Here is a 14,437-nt window from a genome sequence, read left to right as displayed (position 1 = left end):
CCCAGGGCCCCACCCGCTACGACACCCACGAGGTGCGCAACCAGGCCCTGCCGGCCGCGGCCTTCAACGCCTTCACCGGCGACGTGGTGCTGCGCGAGGCCATCGCCCGCGACGCGCCCTGGGCCGCCGAGCGCTGTGCCGCCCTGGGGGCGCTGGCCGGCGACGAGGCCGTGCAGGAGGTCGCCCGCCTGGCCAACCGGCACGTGCCCGAGCTGAAGACGCACGACCGCTTCGGCCACCGCATCGACTGGGTCGATTTCCACCCCGCCTGGCACCAGCTGATGACCCTGGCCTGGCAGCACGAGGTGCATTCGCTGGCCTGGACCACACCGCAGCCCCACGGCCACACGGCCCGCGCGGTGCTGTCCTACCTGTGGAACCAGGTCGAGCACGGCACCGGCTGCCCCACGGGCATGGCCTACGCGGCCTATGCCGGGTTCATCGGCCAGCCGGCGCTGGCGGTGTGGGCCGGGAAGGTGGCCGGCACGCAGTACGAGTTCAGCCGCGCCGAGGTGGCCGACAAGCCCAGCGTCGTCGTCGGCTACGCGATGACCGAGAAGCAGGGCGGCTCCGACCTGCGCGAGACGCAGACCACTGCGCGCTTCTCGCACCGCGACGACTACCACGGCGCGCCGGCCGACTGGTACGTGCTCACCGGCCACAAGTGGTTCTGCTCGGTGCCGGTGGCCGACGGCTTCTTCACGCTGGCCCAGGTGGGCCGCGGCGTGACCTGCTTCTTCCTGCCGCGCACACTGCTCGACGGCACGCACAACCGCTTCTACGTGCAGCGCCTGAAGGACAAGGCCGGCAACAAGTCCAACGCCTCGAGCGAGATCGAATTTGCGGGCACGCTGGCCATCCGCGTCGGTGACGAGGGCCGCGGCCTGCGCGAGATCCTGTCGCACTCGCACCTCACGCGGCTGGACTTTGCCGTCGGCTCGGCCGGGCTGATGCGCCAGGCGCTCACGCTGGCGCTCACGCACACCGGCACGCGGCGCGGCTTCGGCCAGCCGCTGTCCGACCTGCCGATGATGGCCAACGTGCTGGCCGACATGGCGCTCGAGGTGGAGGCCGCCACGCTGCTGGCGCTGCGCGTGGCCCGCGCCACCGACCAGATGGACGACGCCCCCGAGCAGCGCGCCTTCGCCCGCATCGCCACGCCGGTGGCCAAGTACTTCAACTGCTCGCGCGCGCCGGCCATCGCCAACGAGGCGCTGCAGTGCCACGGCGGCAACGGCTTCATCGAAGAGAACCCGATGGCCCGCGTCTACCGCGAGGCACCACTGAACAGCGTCTGGGAAGGCACGGCCAACATGATGTGCATGGACGTGCGCCGCGCCATCGTGAAGGACCGCGGCACGCTCGACGCCGTGGCCGCCGACCTGGCCGGCGTGCGCGGCAGCGACGCCGGCTTCGACCGCTTCGCGGGCCAGGCCGTCGACCTGGCCCGCCGCGCCTGCGACGAGGAGTTCGTCGCCCGCGCCGCCACCGAGGCGCTGGCGCGCGCGCTGCAGGGCGCCGAGATGATCCGCCACGCGCCGCCCGAGGTGGCCGGGGCCTTCATCGCCACGCGCCTGACCGGCGGCCCGAGCGCGATGTTCGGCACCATGGCCGGCGCCGTGTCGCAGGCCGTGGCCGGCCGCATCGTCGAGCGCGCCCAGGTGGGCACGGTGCGCTGACCCAGCGGCGCCCGGCGGCGCGGTAGGTCAGACGGTGAGGTAACCCCCGTCCACCGGCAGCACCACGCCGGTGACGAAGGCGGCCGCCGCGCTGGCCAGGAACAGCGCCGGCCCGGCCACGTCGTCCGGCGTGCCCCAGCGGCCCATCGGCGTGCGGCCGACGATCTGCGCCGAGCGCACGGGGTCGTCCTGCAGCGCCTGCGTCAGCGGCGTGGCAATCCAGCCCGGCGCCACCGCATTGACGCGGATGCCGTCGGTGGCAAAGGCGATGGCCAGCGACTTGGTCAGCTGCGCCACGCCGCCCTTGCTGGCGCTGTAGCCCGGCGCCAGCCCGCCGCCGAAGAAGCTCAGCATCGACGCGACGTTGACGATGCAGCCGCGCCGCGCCCGCAGCGCCGGTCGCGCGGCGCTGCACGTGCGCATGGTGCCGGTGAGGTTGACGTCCACCACGTCGGCGAAGACCTCGGGGTCGAACTCCTCGCGGCGGCGCACCACGCCGGCGCTGTTGACCAGCACGTCCAGCTCGCCGGCGGCCGCCACCACCTGCGCCACCGCGGCGGCGTCGCGCACGTCGAGCACGGTGAGCGAGAGGCCCGCCAGTTCGGGCCGGGCCCGCGCCGCGGCCACGCTGGCCTCGGTGCTGCCGGTGGCGGTGACGCGGTCGCCCTGCGCCGCGAAGGCGCGGGCGATGGCCGCGCCGATGCCGCTGTTGCCGCCGATGACGAGGACGTTCCGGGGTGAGGTGGTGTTCATCGTATGACCTGATCTGCCCGCGGAGGCAAACGGCGAATGGCTGCGTGACGACAATCTACACCTTGCCCTGAAGTGGCCACGCGACGGCTGCCGCAGCGGGTCAGCTTGAGGAGCCTCTCAGGCCGCGGGCGGCTGCTGCACGATCTGCAGTTCATTGCCCGAGGGGTCTTGCAGGGTGGCCAGGATGCCGCCCCAGAACTGCTTCTCCGGTGGGCCGGTGAACGGGACGCCAAGGGCTTGAAGCTCGATGTGTTTTGCGGCAGCGTCTTGAACCGTGAAGGACAGACCCGTGAAGCGCCCGACCAGTGCTTTCTCTTCTTCGGGGGCATCCGTGCCGACGCTCTCGACGACGAGTTCCGTGCTGCCTGACTTGAAGACGCAGTACCCGTACTCACTGCCGTCAGCCTTCAGCCGCAGCCCAAGCTTCTGTTCGTAGAACTGTTTGGCTGCTCTGATGTCGCGTACGAAGACACGTGCGGTGTTCAGTTCCATGGGGCTCCTTCGGGTGGCTGGGGAGTGAGCGCGTCGAATCGTACTGCGCGGTGACGCGTCAGCCAACGCCCGTCGCGACGTCCTGGCGTTCAAGCCAGCGCGCGAGAGGCGAAGCAGGTGGATTGCACCTTGACAGTTCAGCTCACTGCGGACCGCCCGCGCCATGAGGGCCGCCCCTCATGGGCGCCCGGCCACCCCGGTGCTACCGTCGATGCAAGAGCCCAGAACGGCAAGGAGACACCGCCCATGTACCCCGGCAAGCAAGCAGCGCTGCACCCCGACCGACCGGCCTTCATCATGGCCTCCAGCGGCGAGACCGTCACCTACGCCGAGCTCGACGCGCGCAGCAACCGACTGGCCCACCTGCTGCGCGCGCACGGACTGCAGCGCGCCGACCACTTCGCGATGTACATGGAGAACAACAGCCGCTTCATCGAGACCTGCGGTGCCGGCGAGCGCACCGGGCTGTACTACACCTGCGTCAACTCCTTCCTCACCGCGGACGAACTGGCCTACGTGGTGAACAACTGCGAGGCGCAGGTGCTGGTCACCTCGCGCGACAAGCTGGCCGTGGCCCGCGAGGCGCTGCGCCAGTGCCCGCGTGTGAAGCGCTGCCTGGTGGTGGACGGCGGCGCGATGGACGACCCGATGTACGTCGACTTCGCCGAGGCGGTGTCGGCCTACCCCGCCACGCCGGTGGCCGACGAGTGGCTGGGCACCGCGATGCTGTACTCCAGCGGCACCACCGGCCGGCCCAAGGGCATCCAGCGCCCGCTGCCCGACAACCCGCCGTCCGAGCCGCTGCCGCTGTTCCACTTCCTAAGCAAGCTGTGGCACTACCGCGAGGACATGGTCTACCTGTCGCCCGCGCCCATGTACCACTCGGCGCCACAGGCCGCGGTGGCGCTGACCATCCGCCACGGCGGCACCGCCATCGTGATGGAGCACTTCGACCCCGAGGCCTACCTGGCGCTGATCGAGCGCTACCGCGTCACGCACTCGCAGCTGGTGCCCACGATGTTCAGCCGCATGCTCAAGCTGCCTGAGGCCGCGCGCCGGCGCCACGACCTGTCGTCGCTGCAGGTGGCCATCCACGCCGCGGCGCCCTGCCCGGTGCAGGTGAAGGAGCAGATGATCGCCTGGTGGGGCCCGATCATCGACGAGTACTACGGGGCCACCGAGGGCCTGGGCTTCACCGCCTGCAGCTCGGCCGAGTGGCTGGCGCACAAGGGCACCGTGGGCCGCGTGCTGCTGGGCGACCTGCACATCCTGGACGAGAGCGGCCAGCCCTGCCCCACCGGCACCGCCGGCGAGATCTGGTTCAAGACGGCCACGCCCTTCGTCTACTTCAACGACCCCGAGCGCACCGCCCTCACCCGCTCGGCCGACGGCAGCATGAGCACGGTGGGCGACGTGGGCTATGTCGACGCCGACGGGTTCCTGTACCTCACCGACCGCTCCACCTTCATGATCATCTCGGGCGGCGTCAACATCTACCCGCAGGAATGCGAGAACCTGCTCATCACCCACCCCAAGGTGGCCGACGCGGCCGTCTTCGGCGTGCCCAACGAAGACCTCGGCGAGGAAGTGAAGGCCGTGGTGCAGCCGCTGCCGGCCTTCCGCCACGAGCCCGGCCTGGCCGACGAGCTGATGGCCTTCTGTGCCGCTCACCTGTCGCGGCAGAAGTGCCCGCGCTCGATCGACTTCACCGACGCCCTGCCCCGCCTGCCCACCGGCAAGCTGTACAAGAAGGCGCTGCGCGACACCTACTGGGCGGGGCACAAGAGCCGCATCCTCTGAGAGGCGCCCAGGCGCCGCCGAGCCCCGGGGGGCTCAGGGCGGCTGGGGGCGACCGCCGCGCGCGCGGTGCTCGTCGCGCGCCGCCTCGTGGTCGCGCGGGTCGAAGCGGCGGGTGGCGCAGTCGGCGTTGTAGCCGCCCACGTCGTGGGTGAGCTGCAGGCTGGCACGGTTCAGTGCCTCGGTCTCGTCGTTGTGCGCGTCCACCTGCAGGTTGTGGTCGGCCACGCGCCGCGCCATCGCCTCGAGCGCCGGCTTGCCGGGCCGCTTCATGGCCTGCTGGGCCTCGGCGATGGCGGCGGCCTCGACGGTGATCGCCTCGCTGGCGGCCTTGTGGCGGTCGGCCCGGCGGTCGAGCGCGACGCGCCGCGCGTCGATGGCGGCCTCGCGCTCCAGGCAGGCCAGCAGCTCGGCCCGGGTCATCACCTCGCCCGCGCCCGGGGCCCAGGGCGGCACCGACGGCAGCCGACCCGCGGGTGAGCAGCCGGCCAGCGCCATGGCCAGGGCAGTGGCCAGCGCCAGGGTCGCGCCAGCGCCCCGGCGATCGATCATGGGGCGTTGCCGGGCGGCGGCACGGCACCGGGGGCGGCCGTCACGCGCCGACGCGAGGCCAGCCAGATCGCGGCCACGCTGGCCGCCATCAGGAACGGCGGCATGGAGGCCAGCCACCACAGCGGCTCGTCCTCGAAGGCCTTGCGCACCATCACCGACTGGATGGCCAGGAAGCCCGCCGCAGGCGCCAGGAAGACCAGCTTGTGCGCCTTCAGGCCCAGCACGGCCAGCACCTCGGCGCCGGCCCACAGCACCGCGGGCGGCCACAGCAGGTCGATCGACCAAGCCACGCGAACCCCGAACAGGCCCAGCATGCCCAGCGAGAACACCAGCGCGGCAAGGGTCAGGGGAACGGCGATGGCGCTGAAGGCGGGCATGGCGAGACCTCGGGGGGGATCGGTCGGGCCGGGCGACGGCGACGCCCGGTGAACGGCAGATCGTAACCCGCCTCAGCGCGGCGCCGGCCCGGCGCCCAGGGCCTGTCGCAAGGCCGACGCCATGTCCTGCGGCAACGAGCCGGTGCCCTTGACCACCAGCGCACCGCCATCGCGCCAGTGCCACCGCGTGTCGGCCAGCGGTGTGCCCGCGGGCAGCCCGAAGGCCTTCAGCTGCAGCACGACCTCGGTGCCGCCCTCCACCAGCGCGGCCGAGCCCAGCAGGCGCACCACCGGCCCCAGCTCGTGCACGGTGATCACCAACAGGCGATCGGGCCTCGGGCTGGCATCGCGGGCCATCGACAGCAGCGCGGCGTCGGTGGGCAGCCCGGCGTCGCCGGTGCCCGGCAGGCGGCGCACCTCAACCTTCGCATAACACGTCGAGGGAGCGAAGAACGATTCGATGCCCTGCCGGGCGGCGTCCTCGCGCTGGGCACGGTCTTTCTGGTCGACGCGCCAGGCCGGCGCCCACAGCACCAGCGCCGACAGCCGCTGGTCGCCCACCTGGCACAAGGGGGCCGCAGCCTGCGTGCCGGTGGTCTCGATGCTCGTCGTGGCACAGGCCGCCAGCACCGCCCCCGCGGCCAGCACCAGGGGCGCGACCGGCCACCGCCGGCGACGCAGCGCCCTGCGCGGTTCCGCGTCGGCCGCCGATGTCATGCGCCCGGCCCATCCGCCACCGGGCCGAGGCCCACACCGTGCGGCAGGCTCATCGCACGCCGACCAGCGAGACGACCTTGCAGCCCAGCACGCGCGACAGCCGGGCGGCGATCACCGAGGCCTCGCCGTCGTCGTAGGTGCGGGCCACCGTGATGCGGTCGAGGAAGCTGCGGTACAGCGTGATCGACCAGCTCTTCTTGCCCAGCCCACCCGGGAAGGCCGCCAGGTCCACCGACTGCACGCTGTCGAAGGTGGCCAGCTCGGCGCCGTCCAGCAGCACCAGGCTGCGCTCGCGATCGAAGGTGAACTCGCCATGCGACGAGCTCAGCACCAGGCGGCGCCCGCTGCGTTCGGTCAGCGTGGCAAAGGGCTCGACCAGCGGCTCGCCCCGCGCCGCCTCCACCAGCGGCGACAGCCTGACGGCCAGCCGGTGCGGCAGCTTCATGCGGCGGGGCCCCGGATGGCGGTGGCCTGCGACCACACGGCCTGCCAGCGGCCCTGGATCAGTTCGTACGAATCGGTGTGCCAGCACTCGAAGGGCGTGCCGCGGCCGTCGCCCGCGTCGAGCTCGAGCGTCACCGGGTAGCGCACCAGGGCCATCTGCGGGCTGGCGCGCACGCACATCGGGCCGGCGTCCCAGCGCAGGTAGCGCAGTCGGCCGGTGTCGACATCGCCCAGGTAGGCGTCGCGGGTGAAGGTGCGCCCGCCGGGGGTGACGAGTTGGTAGTCGGGCGCGTGCAGCGGCCACAGCACGTCCATCTGGCGCGTCAGCAGCGCGTGGATGCGCGAGCGCTCGAGGCCGCAGACCAGGTCGGCGACGGATGCCGACGCGGCCCCATCGGGCAGGGGGCCGTTCACCGACATGGCCGCTCCATCGCTTGCCCGGGCCTCACTGCAGGTCGTGCCATCGCTGCGCGCTCTCCCACCTTGGTCGCGCGATTCTGCCCCAACGGGGCCCCACCGACGACGGCCATGGCGTGTCATGCCAAGGGCGCGGCCCAAGCGCCCGCCGCTGGGCGTGCCCCGCGCCGGCCTCAGCGCCCGCGCCACCGCGGCGGAAAGCGCCACCACGCCGCCAGCACCAGCAGCGCGAAGACGCTGTAGGCCAGCACGAAGACACCGAACGGCGCCTGGTAGAAAAGCAGGCGGCCGACCCAGTGCTCGACGAAGCTGCGGCCATACGGCGCGGTGCCGGCCTGCACGCGCAGCCACGACTCGAGCGTGGTGAGCGGGCAATCCTGCCCCCACCACGACTGCGCCACCACCACCCCGATGGCAGCGACATGCGCGATGCGGAACCACGGCTGGTTCACCCATCGCCAGCCGCGCAGGTTGCCGACGACCACCATCAGCAGGCCACCGACGATGAACAGCACGACACCGAAGTGCAGCAGCAGCACCAGATCGGCCAGCCACCGGTAGGTCATCGTGGGCCCAGGTTCGTGCGTCGGGGCCGGGCCGGCGCCTGTGTCGTCGGGCCCGGCACGGCCAGGCCGACGGTGTACCACATGGCCGCGATGGCCGGCCGGTCAGCTCGCCTTCAGCACCGGCATCTCGGGCAGGAACGACCCCTGGCCCGCATACCGCGGCGTCGGGTCTGGCGCGGTGGCGGGGCTGCCGGCCTGCACCTGGCGGGCCGGAGCCTGGACGTCGAACCCGGCGACGAAGTGGTCGCCCTTGATGAGCAGGGCCTTGCCGTCCGACGCCGATCGCTTGGTGGTCTGGCCGGTGCCCAGGGCCGCGATCCTGAGCGTGCCCATGCCGGGGATCGGGTACAGCGGCGTGATGTAGGGGCAGCCGACCACGAACACCTGCTGCTCGTCGCCCGCGACACAGGCCTTGCGCCCGTTCAACGACAGCGCGCCGCTGGCCTTCAATCGGCCGGGCTGCACCATGACGACGGCTTGCCCGAAGTTGGGATTGAAGATCGCGAGATCTCCGTCGAACAGTACGAAATCATCCATGGCCGGCATCGTTGCGAGTGTCCGCCGATCCGCGCCAACGGCCTTGAGGCAGGACAAGCCCCGGCCGCCGCCACCGCGGCGGTGTCTGCCATCGGCCACACCGGCAGCCGCCATGCCGCGAGCGGCGCATTCACCGGGGCGGCGCCGTTCGGCCCACAGGGTCGACCGCCAGCGCCGCGGGCTGCGGCCAGGCCGGCAGGTTCACGCCGCGGACGATCAGCCACAGGCTCAGCGCCAGTTCGGCGACGAAGGCCGGGACCAGCACGCCGGGAAACAGCCAGCCGGCCCAGGCCGGGGCCAGCAGCAACGCCGCGCTGTTGACGAGGTAGCACAGCCCGGCGATCTGCAGCAGCACGCCCAGGCCCCGGGGCAGGAAGCCGCAGCGGGCGATCAGGTGGCCGCGGACGAGGCAGGCGAAGCCGAAGAAGACGAGCCCGATGCCGAAGCCGTACCCGTGGGCCTGGATCGACAGGCGGGTGACGGCGTGCAGTTGCTCGGGCGTGAAGGCCGCCAGGTGCGCGCCGCCGCCCAGCAGCAGCAGCGGCAGCACCAGGGTGAGCTTGTTGGTGGCCAGCACCGCCGTCTGCACCAGGTTCAACAGCGTCGCCAGCACCGCCAGGCCCTGGTTCACCGGCCGCAGCAGCAGGTAGAAGATCACGATCACCGGCACGTCGAGCACGTGCATCAGCAGATCGCCGGCGATGCCGGCGCGCCACAGCCCCGGCGACGCGGCGATGGCGCCGGCCGTGGCGCTGGCATGGCCGGGGACCACCAGCGTGCCCCTGACGACCGCTTCGCCGAACAGGCCCAGCACGATGATGGCCAGGTACAGCACGCCCGCCACGCGTGCGCACCGCATCGGCGACCATCCCGCCAGGGCGTTCATCGCAGGGCCCCGTCGTGGCTCATCGCAGCGGCCACCCGAACTCGGAATACACCTGCCCTGCCTGCACCTGATCGATGGCATGCCGCACGTAGGCCACCATGTTCGGCGGCAGGCCCGTCAATGGATGCCAGCCGAGTTCGCTGCACTTGTGCGGTTCGCGGTTCTGCGGCTCGCCGCGCCAGGTGTCGGTGGTGAAGAAGAACGACACGCGCTCGGCCTCGCTGCGGCGGTGGATGACATGGGCCAGCCGCAGGTCGTCCGGCCGGATGTCGAGGCCGGCTTCCTCCATCGCCTCGCGCGCCATGGCCTGGCGGGCGGTCTCGCCACCGTCGACATGGCCCGCCACGAGGCTGTAGTTGCCGTCCTCGTAGCCGGTGTTGTGGCGCCTGAGCAGCAGCACCTGGCCCTCGCGGACGAGCAACAGGTGCGCTTCGGGGATGAGGGTGAACCGGGCCATGGGGTCAGAGGGTGGGTTGGGAGGCTGGGCGGCCGTCAGGCCGCGCCCAAGTCGGCGGCTGAATGCAGGCCCCGCACGATGGCGACCTCGGTGCCCTGGCTGAGCGGATGGTCCGCAAAGGCACGCTCGACGATGCGGGCAATGACCGGCGCGTCGGCAGGTGCTTCGTGGCGGATGGGCATGCGCTGATTCTGGCCGAACGGCGTGGCATCGGCACCTGGCCCTCACCCGGCGAGGCCCGGCCAGTACAGCAGGGCGAAGCGACGCACGAGGGCGGCTGGGGACATGAGACGTTGCCTTTGCTGGCCAGGATCGGGCGCCAGGCGCCCGGCGGCCTGGCGCCACGGATGCGAGGCCGATGATGGCACCGCCCTGGCTCGCCGCCACCCCGGGGTCATTCGCCACCGCGATCACGCCGCCGCACCCGATGCCCGGGCCTTCTGGACAAGCCCGCGGGCCTGGCCCTTGAAATACCGCCACCCGGCCCGAGATCGCACCGATGAAGGTCGACCTGAACTGGAAGAAGCCGCTCTTCTACCTGCTGCTTCCCGTTCTGCTGTTCCTGTGCTTCGTCGGCTTCCCGCCGCCGTTCGCGCCGCCCCGCGCCACCAAGGCGGCGCAGGAGCAGTCGGTGCCCGCCGAGGACAAGAAGGTCGAGAAGTGAGCGGCCTGCCGAGCGGTCAACCTAGCGGCTTTTCGGCGCGTCCACCGGCGCCACAGCGCGGCGCAAGGCGGCGCGCGCCAGCAGGCGCGTCGAATCCAGCGTGGGCAGGGCCGAGTTCGTGTCGCCGATGACGAGCGGGATCTCGGTGCAGCCCAGGATCACCGCATCGCAACCAAGGCGCTGAAAGCCGGCGATGAGGTCCTGGAAGCGCGTCACCGTCTCGGGCCGGACGATGCCGCAGACCAGTTCGTCCATGATGAGCCGCCCCATCTCGTCGCGCTCGGCGTCCGTCGGGCGGACGCACTCGAGGCCATGGTGCCGCAGGGCCTGCGGGTAGACCTCGCTGTCGACCAGCCAGGGGGTGCCGGTCAGCCCCAGCCGGCGATGCCCGCGCGCGACGGCTTCGGCCGCCAACACCTCGGCGATGTGCAGCCACGGCAGCGGTGACGACGGCGCCACCAGCGGCAACGCCTGGTGGATGGTGTTGTCCGGGCAGATCAGGAAGTCGGCCCCCGCCGCGGCAAGCTTGCGGGCCGACCCGAGCATGAGCGCCGCGACGGCGGGCAGGTCATCGCCGTGCAGCGCCTTCACGTAGTCGGCGAGCGACCAGGTGTGGAGCGTCACCTCGGGGTGCGCATGCGGGCCCAGCAGCGCGGCGCCTTCAGCACAGATCGTGCGATAGCACAGGGCGGCCCCTTCTGCCGAGCAGCCCACGATCCCGATGTGGAGCGGCACCGTCATGGTGGGTGACCTGGGGCGCACGGCTCGACCTCAGCCGAGTCTGGCGCGTGGATCACCGCGACTCGTGCGCGATGACCACGAGCTCCTTGAAGCCGGTGGCGGGGTCCATCTCGCGATGCAGCGTCCATTCCGGCGTCTCCAGCAGCAGGGCCTCGGCGGTGGTTCGGACCACGTTGCCGTGGCACACATGGCCACCGATCACCTGGCCGGCGCCGTTGGACAGGCTGGCATGCAGGTGGGCGCCGTCCTTCGTCACCGACCCCGACAGCGTGAGGATCTCGTGCGGCCCCGCCACCAGGGTCTCGGCATCGTCGTTCGCGAAGCGGATGACCGCGTCGGCGATGCTCCCGATTCCGCAGACGATGAAGCCTGGGCCGATCTCGCCGTCGGCCACACGGCGTTCGAGCTCGCGGCGCAGGTCGACGCCCGGGGCAAGGCGGATCGGGTGGGGCGACACGGTGGTTCGGCCGGGCGTAGCAGCGGTGGAACTACACGAGCGACCGGCGCACATGGACGCTGCCATGCTCGCCCTGGCGATGGACGGTGAAGCCCGCGCCGAGGAACAGGCTGTACGGGCCGAAGTGGTTCTCGGCATCGCCTGCCACCTCGGGCTTCGGCGCTGCCTCGGCCATGGTGAGGCCCTGCGCCTTGAGCGCCTCGCAGGCGGCGTCCAGCAAGGCGCGGGCGACCCCGGTCCGCCGGTGCGCCCGGGCGACGACGAAGCAGGTGATCTGGCCGAGCGTGGCGGCATCGGGGTCGGGCTCGTCCGCGAAGGCGTCCATCATGTGCCGAGGCGCCGCGTTGCACCATCCCACCACCTTGCCGCCACGGTATGCCAGATGGCCTTGCATGCGGCCGCTGCCGATGCGGGCGCAGGCCGCGCTGCGGTTCTCGTCCGCGGTACGCGCCATCCACGTGACCTTCGAGTGGTCCACGTACAGGAACTGGCAGTAGCAGGACTTCCACTTCGGGTTGTCGGCAAACGCATCGCCCTCGAAGAAGGCCAGGAAGTCGGCCATCCGGTCGGGCGTGAGGGCGTGGATCTCGAGGTCGGATGGGGTCATGCTGGTCTCGTCGGAGGTGTCGGAGTGCCGGGCGGTGGACAAGCCAGCCGGACCGTGCAGGCTCGGGCTGGCGGCAGGGGCCCAGGACCGCCAGGCCGGGCCTCGCGGCCTGACCTTGCGCTCATCGTGAGCGATGGGCTACGCGCCACGGCCTGCCCCGCCACCGGCCACGCGCCTGACCAGCGCCCGGCCCAGCCAGGCCATCGGCAGATAGGCCAGCAGCAGATCCGCGGCATTGAACCAGGCCGGCGCGGGCAGCATCACCGCATTGGCCACGCCGCCCATCAGGAACAAGCCGCCCACGATGTAGGCCGGGCCCGGTGGCCTGCCCGGGGCAAGCCCGCAGGCCACCGCGGCGCCGACCAGCGTTCCCAGCGCGTGGGCCAGGAACGGGAAGAGGAAGTGCCTGGGTTCGAACAGGTGGATCGAGGCCTTCAGCCCCTCCATGGTGGCGACATCGGCGCCCGCCGGCGGCGAGACGACCTTGCCGCCGAGCATCACGAGCGCCATGTTCACGACGCTGCCGAGCACGAAGCCGACGACGACCGCCAAGAGCATGCGAAGGAACCTGGACATGCAGAGCCTCCCGGTTATGGGGCCGATGATCCACGTGGGACCGACCGACGCGTTTCGCGCCGCCCGCCGGGCGCATGATGAACCAAGAAGCCCGTCGATCCAAGTGGCGCGGTGGTGCTCAGCCGCAGACGCGCGCCCCTGCGAGGCTTTGACACAATGACCCGAAGCGTAAGCGAGCCGGCTGCTGCAATCGTGGCCGGATAGCCGATGGAAGGAGCCATGCGATGCCCCGGTACCTGATTTCGTTCGATGACGGCGCGATGGACCACATTGCCGAAGCAGACTGGCCGGCGGTGGGTGAGTCGTCCCGTGCGGTGGTTCGGGAGGCCAAGGCCGCCGGGGTGTGGATCTTCGGTGGCGGAGTGCTCCGCCAGCAGGCGGCCATCGTGGCCACCGACGGGACCGTGTCAGAGGGCCCAGTGCCTGAGACGAAGGCGGTGGTCGGCGGCTTCTCGATCATCGAGGTGCCTTCGCGAGACGATGCGCTGGCTTGGGCGGCCCGAATGGCGAAGGGCTGTCGGTGCGCGCAGGAGGTTCGCGAGATCATGTTTGACCCAGAGTCCTGAGCAAACCCGACGATGGGTGGGCTGTGTGGCCCACGCTTCGAGTGAACCGGCCCGCGGAAGCGGGACGCCATGCAAGTGGCCTCAGCGACCACGACGAGCAGTTCTTGTTGCCAATGAACAGTCGAAGCATCGGGGGGCACTTCGCCGTTGACGGATAACGATCAAGCTGCGAAGTCAGAAACGGGGGGACACCCGGCCGGGCTGCTGAAAATGCACCGCGTGCCACCCGCCCGGGCCGGGTGGCACGCCGCTGCCGCGGCGCTCGAGGCGTCACTTCCACGGTTTCCACCAGGCACCCCCAGTCTTGAGTTCGGAAAGCTCCTCGAATGGTGTGCCCTCAAGTGCTGCATTGCTTTCGTCGTGGCGGAATCCGGTGAACTCCTTCGCGAGAATGAGCGGGATATCCATGTGGAAGTGGCCTTCGAGACTCTCGCTGTCCTCAGGTTCTGCTGTCGCCAGCAATTCATGGAAGCGCCGAGGTACTTCGCCCTCTCGAGACATGTTCTGACTGTCCTCGTCACCTTGATGCTGCACATGCCAGACTCGCGCGCCATCTTGCCAAAGTTCTGCGGAGGCAAAGTTGACGTGCTCTTCCATGGCGCAGGCGATGGCTCGACAGCCCTTCGAGAGCGCCGACATGCTCTGTGCATTGGCGATTCGATGATCGCAACGCCCAGCCGCAACCAAGAACCAACCATTGGGTAGGGCATGGCTTGCGACGCCCTTGAACGGGTACGTGCACTGTTTGGCCGTCCGGGCCAAGGACAAGCGCCGCAGTGCTTCATCGGACGGAAGCGCCTCGACGGCGACCCAGGATAGTGAGATGCCCATGATGTGTGCGTGACGCCAAACGTTCGAGGTCAGGGGGCGACGACGGCACACCGCCAGGGTCCGGGTGGCGAGAACGCACCGCCTGCCGCTGGCGGTGTCTGGTGGCTTGCCTTTGGTGATTCGCTTGATGTATCAGGCCGCACCTTGCGCACGCTTGATGACCATCGGAATTGCATCGCAACCAGCTTGCAGCGCGCTGAGGTCAGCGGCCTGGTGCTTCAGTTCATTCTGCACTTCATTGCTCGGCGGCCTCAAATCTGAAGTGCAACACCCAGCAGCGTAAGGTGTGCACATGGCCAAGACAAAGCAGTACCAACAGCT

At 70.8% G+C, this 14,437-nt stretch carries 22 protein-coding genes; 4 read left to right on the top strand and 18 right to left on the bottom strand.

What is annotated here, in order from left to right; genetic code table 11:
• The coding region (locus EOINJALH_RS02620) for an acyl-CoA dehydrogenase family protein (protein ID WP_234413633.1) at positions 1 to 1,679 on the top strand (1,679 nt) is incomplete at its 5' end.
• 27 nt (positions 1,680 to 1,706) lie between these two features.
• On the opposite strand, the gene EOINJALH_RS02615 is transcribed toward EOINJALH_RS02620, so the two are convergent.
• Positions 1,707 to 2,432, bottom strand: a complete 726-nt coding sequence (locus EOINJALH_RS02615; RefSeq protein WP_088278755.1) for an SDR family NAD(P)-dependent oxidoreductase — start codon at positions 2,430 to 2,432, stop codon at positions 1,707 to 1,709.
• 117 nt (positions 2,433 to 2,549) lie between these two features.
• A complete protein-coding gene (locus EOINJALH_RS02610) occupies positions 2,550 to 2,924 on the bottom strand; it encodes a VOC family protein (RefSeq protein ID WP_088278754.1) in 375 nt (124 codons plus the stop codon).
• A 246-nt stretch (positions 2,925 to 3,170) separates the two neighbouring features.
• On the opposite strand from EOINJALH_RS02610, the gene EOINJALH_RS02605 reads away from it, so the two are divergent.
• Positions 3,171 to 4,724: an AMP-binding protein gene (locus EOINJALH_RS02605; RefSeq protein ID WP_088278753.1), complete on the top strand. Its 1,554-nt coding sequence runs from the start codon at positions 3,171 to 3,173 to the stop codon at positions 4,722 to 4,724.
• A 33-nt stretch (positions 4,725 to 4,757) separates the two neighbouring features.
• On the opposite strand, the gene EOINJALH_RS02600 is transcribed toward EOINJALH_RS02605, so the two are convergent.
• The 10 genes from EOINJALH_RS02600 to EOINJALH_RS31570 form a co-directional block, all read right to left on the bottom strand.
• Positions 4,758 to 5,273, bottom strand: coding sequence for a hypothetical protein (locus EOINJALH_RS02600; RefSeq protein WP_088278752.1), 516 nt, complete (start codon positions 5,271 to 5,273; stop codon positions 4,758 to 4,760).
• The gene (locus tag EOINJALH_RS02595) at positions 5,270 to 5,650 is read right to left on the bottom strand and encodes a hypothetical protein (protein WP_088278751.1); all 381 of its coding nucleotides are present in this window, start codon (positions 5,648 to 5,650) and stop codon (positions 5,270 to 5,272) included. Before EOINJALH_RS02595 ends, EOINJALH_RS02600 begins: the two co-directional genes overlap by 4 nt.
• 72 nt (positions 5,651 to 5,722) lie before the next feature.
• Entirely contained in the window at positions 5,723 to 6,367 is a 645-nt protein-coding gene (locus EOINJALH_RS02590) for a hypothetical protein (protein WP_088278750.1), read from the bottom strand.
• A gap of 49 nt (positions 6,368 to 6,416) precedes the next feature.
• A complete protein-coding gene (locus EOINJALH_RS02585; protein WP_088278749.1) occupies positions 6,417 to 6,812 on the bottom strand; it encodes a hypothetical protein in 396 nt (131 codons plus the stop codon).
• Positions 6,809 to 7,231, bottom strand: a complete 423-nt coding sequence (locus EOINJALH_RS02580; RefSeq protein WP_158219628.1) for a nuclear transport factor 2 family protein — start codon at positions 7,229 to 7,231, stop codon at positions 6,809 to 6,811. Before EOINJALH_RS02580 ends, EOINJALH_RS02585 begins: the two co-directional genes overlap by 4 nt.
• Before the next feature lie 170 nt (positions 7,232 to 7,401).
• A complete protein-coding gene (locus EOINJALH_RS02575) occupies positions 7,402 to 7,794 on the bottom strand; it encodes a DUF2784 domain-containing protein (protein ID WP_088278747.1) in 393 nt (130 codons plus the stop codon).
• A gap of 102 nt (positions 7,795 to 7,896) precedes the next feature.
• Positions 7,897 to 8,331 (bottom strand): hypothetical protein, encoded by a 435-nt coding sequence (locus EOINJALH_RS02570; protein ID WP_088278757.1) that lies wholly within the window; start codon positions 8,329 to 8,331, stop codon positions 7,897 to 7,899.
• Positions 8,332 to 8,461: 130 nt separating this feature from the next.
• A complete protein-coding gene (locus tag EOINJALH_RS02565) occupies positions 8,462 to 9,217 on the bottom strand; it encodes a DUF4386 domain-containing protein (protein ID WP_088278746.1) in 756 nt (251 codons plus the stop codon).
• Positions 9,218 to 9,236: 19 nt separating this feature from the next.
• Positions 9,237 to 9,674: an NUDIX domain-containing protein gene (locus EOINJALH_RS02560; RefSeq protein ID WP_088278745.1), complete on the bottom strand. Its 438-nt coding sequence runs from the start codon at positions 9,672 to 9,674 to the stop codon at positions 9,237 to 9,239.
• Between the two features lie 35 nt (positions 9,675 to 9,709).
• On the bottom strand, positions 9,710 to 9,856 hold the full coding sequence (locus tag EOINJALH_RS31570) for a hypothetical protein (RefSeq protein WP_158219627.1): 147 nt from the start codon (positions 9,854 to 9,856) through the stop codon (positions 9,710 to 9,712).
• A gap of 317 nt (positions 9,857 to 10,173) precedes the next feature.
• Between EOINJALH_RS31570 and EOINJALH_RS32105 the strand changes: the two genes are divergently transcribed.
• A complete protein-coding gene (locus EOINJALH_RS32105; protein WP_199873128.1) occupies positions 10,174 to 10,338 on the top strand; it encodes a hypothetical protein in 165 nt (54 codons plus the stop codon).
• A gap of 21 nt (positions 10,339 to 10,359) precedes the next feature.
• Here the strand turns inward: EOINJALH_RS32105 and EOINJALH_RS02555 are convergent, their stop codons facing one another.
• From EOINJALH_RS02555 to EOINJALH_RS02540, 4 genes are all read right to left on the bottom strand, one after another.
• Complete coding sequence (locus tag EOINJALH_RS02555; protein ID WP_404872727.1) at positions 10,360 to 11,079, bottom strand: aspartate/glutamate racemase family protein; 720 nt, start codon at positions 11,077 to 11,079, stop codon at positions 10,360 to 10,362.
• A 52-nt stretch (positions 11,080 to 11,131) separates the two neighbouring features.
• Positions 11,132 to 11,536 (bottom strand): PPC domain-containing DNA-binding protein, encoded by a 405-nt coding sequence (locus EOINJALH_RS02550; RefSeq protein ID WP_088278744.1) that lies wholly within the window; start codon positions 11,534 to 11,536, stop codon positions 11,132 to 11,134.
• 31 nt (positions 11,537 to 11,567) lie between these two features.
• Positions 11,568 to 12,143 carry a GNAT family N-acetyltransferase gene (locus tag EOINJALH_RS02545; protein ID WP_088278743.1) on the bottom strand — a complete coding sequence of 192 codons (576 nt, stop codon included), beginning with the start codon at positions 12,141 to 12,143 and terminating at the stop codon, positions 11,568 to 11,570.
• 138 nt (positions 12,144 to 12,281) lie between these two features.
• Positions 12,282 to 12,719, bottom strand: a complete 438-nt coding sequence (locus EOINJALH_RS02540) for a hypothetical protein (RefSeq protein WP_088278742.1) — start codon at positions 12,717 to 12,719, stop codon at positions 12,282 to 12,284.
• 224 nt (positions 12,720 to 12,943) lie between these two features.
• Between EOINJALH_RS02540 and EOINJALH_RS02535 the strand changes: the two genes are divergently transcribed.
• Positions 12,944 to 13,285, top strand: coding sequence for a YciI family protein (locus tag EOINJALH_RS02535; protein WP_088278741.1), 342 nt, complete (start codon positions 12,944 to 12,946; stop codon positions 13,283 to 13,285).
• A gap of 270 nt (positions 13,286 to 13,555) precedes the next feature.
• On the opposite strand, the gene EOINJALH_RS30990 is transcribed toward EOINJALH_RS02535, so the two are convergent.
• Positions 13,556 to 14,116 carry a hypothetical protein gene (locus EOINJALH_RS30990; RefSeq protein WP_144289822.1) on the bottom strand — a complete coding sequence of 187 codons (561 nt, stop codon included), beginning with the start codon at positions 14,114 to 14,116 and terminating at the stop codon, positions 13,556 to 13,558.
• Between the two features lie 132 nt (positions 14,117 to 14,248).
• A partial coding sequence (locus EOINJALH_RS32510) for a hypothetical protein (RefSeq protein ID WP_234413632.1) occupies positions 14,249 to 14,437 on the bottom strand: 189 nt, incomplete at its 5' end.

This window comes from Ideonella sp. A 288, assembly GCF_002198735.1.
Classification (GTDB): Bacteria; Pseudomonadota; Gammaproteobacteria; order Burkholderiales; family Burkholderiaceae_C; genus Pseudaquabacterium.
Note: the sequence above shows the minus strand (reverse complement) of the source record. Positions and strands in the feature narration are given on the sequence as shown.

Bases quoted from the DNA above. Each gene is read 5' to 3' on its own strand.
- EOINJALH_RS30990 (WP_144289822.1), bottom strand. From the start codon at position 14,116: ATGGGCATCTCACTATCCTGGGTCGCCGTCGAGGCGCTTCCGTCCGAT.
- EOINJALH_RS02545 (WP_088278743.1), bottom strand. From the start codon at position 12,143: ATGACCCCATCCGACCTCGAGATCCACGCCCTCACGCCCGACCGGATG.
- EOINJALH_RS02585 (WP_088278749.1), bottom strand. From the start codon at position 6,812: ATGAAGCTGCCGCACCGGCTGGCCGTCAGGCTGTCGCCGCTGGTGGAG.
- EOINJALH_RS02600 (WP_088278752.1), bottom strand. From the start codon at position 5,273: ATGATCGATCGCCGGGGCGCTGGCGCGACCCTGGCGCTGGCCACTGCC.
- EOINJALH_RS02540 (WP_088278742.1), bottom strand. From the start codon at position 12,719: ATGTCCAGGTTCCTTCGCATGCTCTTGGCGGTCGTCGTCGGCTTCGTG.
- EOINJALH_RS02535 (WP_088278741.1), top strand. From the start codon at position 12,944: ATGCCCCGGTACCTGATTTCGTTCGATGACGGCGCGATGGACCACATT.
- EOINJALH_RS31570 (WP_158219627.1), bottom strand. From the start codon at position 9,856: ATGCCCATCCGCCACGAAGCACCTGCCGACGCGCCGGTCATTGCCCGC.
- EOINJALH_RS02615 (WP_088278755.1), bottom strand. From the start codon at position 2,432: ATGAACACCACCTCACCCCGGAACGTCCTCGTCATCGGCGGCAACAGC.
- EOINJALH_RS02570 (WP_088278757.1), bottom strand. From the start codon at position 8,331: ATGGATGATTTCGTACTGTTCGACGGAGATCTCGCGATCTTCAATCCC.
- EOINJALH_RS02590 (WP_088278750.1), bottom strand. From the start codon at position 6,367: ATGACATCGGCGGCCGACGCGGAACCGCGCAGGGCGCTGCGTCGCCGG.
- EOINJALH_RS32105 (WP_199873128.1), top strand. From the start codon at position 10,174: ATGAAGGTCGACCTGAACTGGAAGAAGCCGCTCTTCTACCTGCTGCTT.
- EOINJALH_RS02575 (WP_088278747.1), bottom strand. From the start codon at position 7,794: ATGACCTACCGGTGGCTGGCCGATCTGGTGCTGCTGCTGCACTTCGGT.
- EOINJALH_RS02610 (WP_088278754.1), bottom strand. From the start codon at position 2,924: ATGGAACTGAACACCGCACGTGTCTTCGTACGCGACATCAGAGCAGCC.
- EOINJALH_RS02555 (WP_404872727.1), bottom strand. From the start codon at position 11,079: ATGACGGTGCCGCTCCACATCGGGATCGTGGGCTGCTCGGCAGAAGGG.
- EOINJALH_RS02560 (WP_088278745.1), bottom strand. From the start codon at position 9,674: ATGGCCCGGTTCACCCTCATCCCCGAAGCGCACCTGTTGCTCGTCCGC.
- EOINJALH_RS02595 (WP_088278751.1), bottom strand. From the start codon at position 5,650: ATGCCCGCCTTCAGCGCCATCGCCGTTCCCCTGACCCTTGCCGCGCTG.
- EOINJALH_RS02580 (WP_158219628.1), bottom strand. From the start codon at position 7,231: ATGTCGGTGAACGGCCCCCTGCCCGATGGGGCCGCGTCGGCATCCGTC.
- EOINJALH_RS02565 (WP_088278746.1), bottom strand. From the start codon at position 9,217: ATGAACGCCCTGGCGGGATGGTCGCCGATGCGGTGCGCACGCGTGGCG.
- EOINJALH_RS02605 (WP_088278753.1), top strand. From the start codon at position 3,171: ATGTACCCCGGCAAGCAAGCAGCGCTGCACCCCGACCGACCGGCCTTC.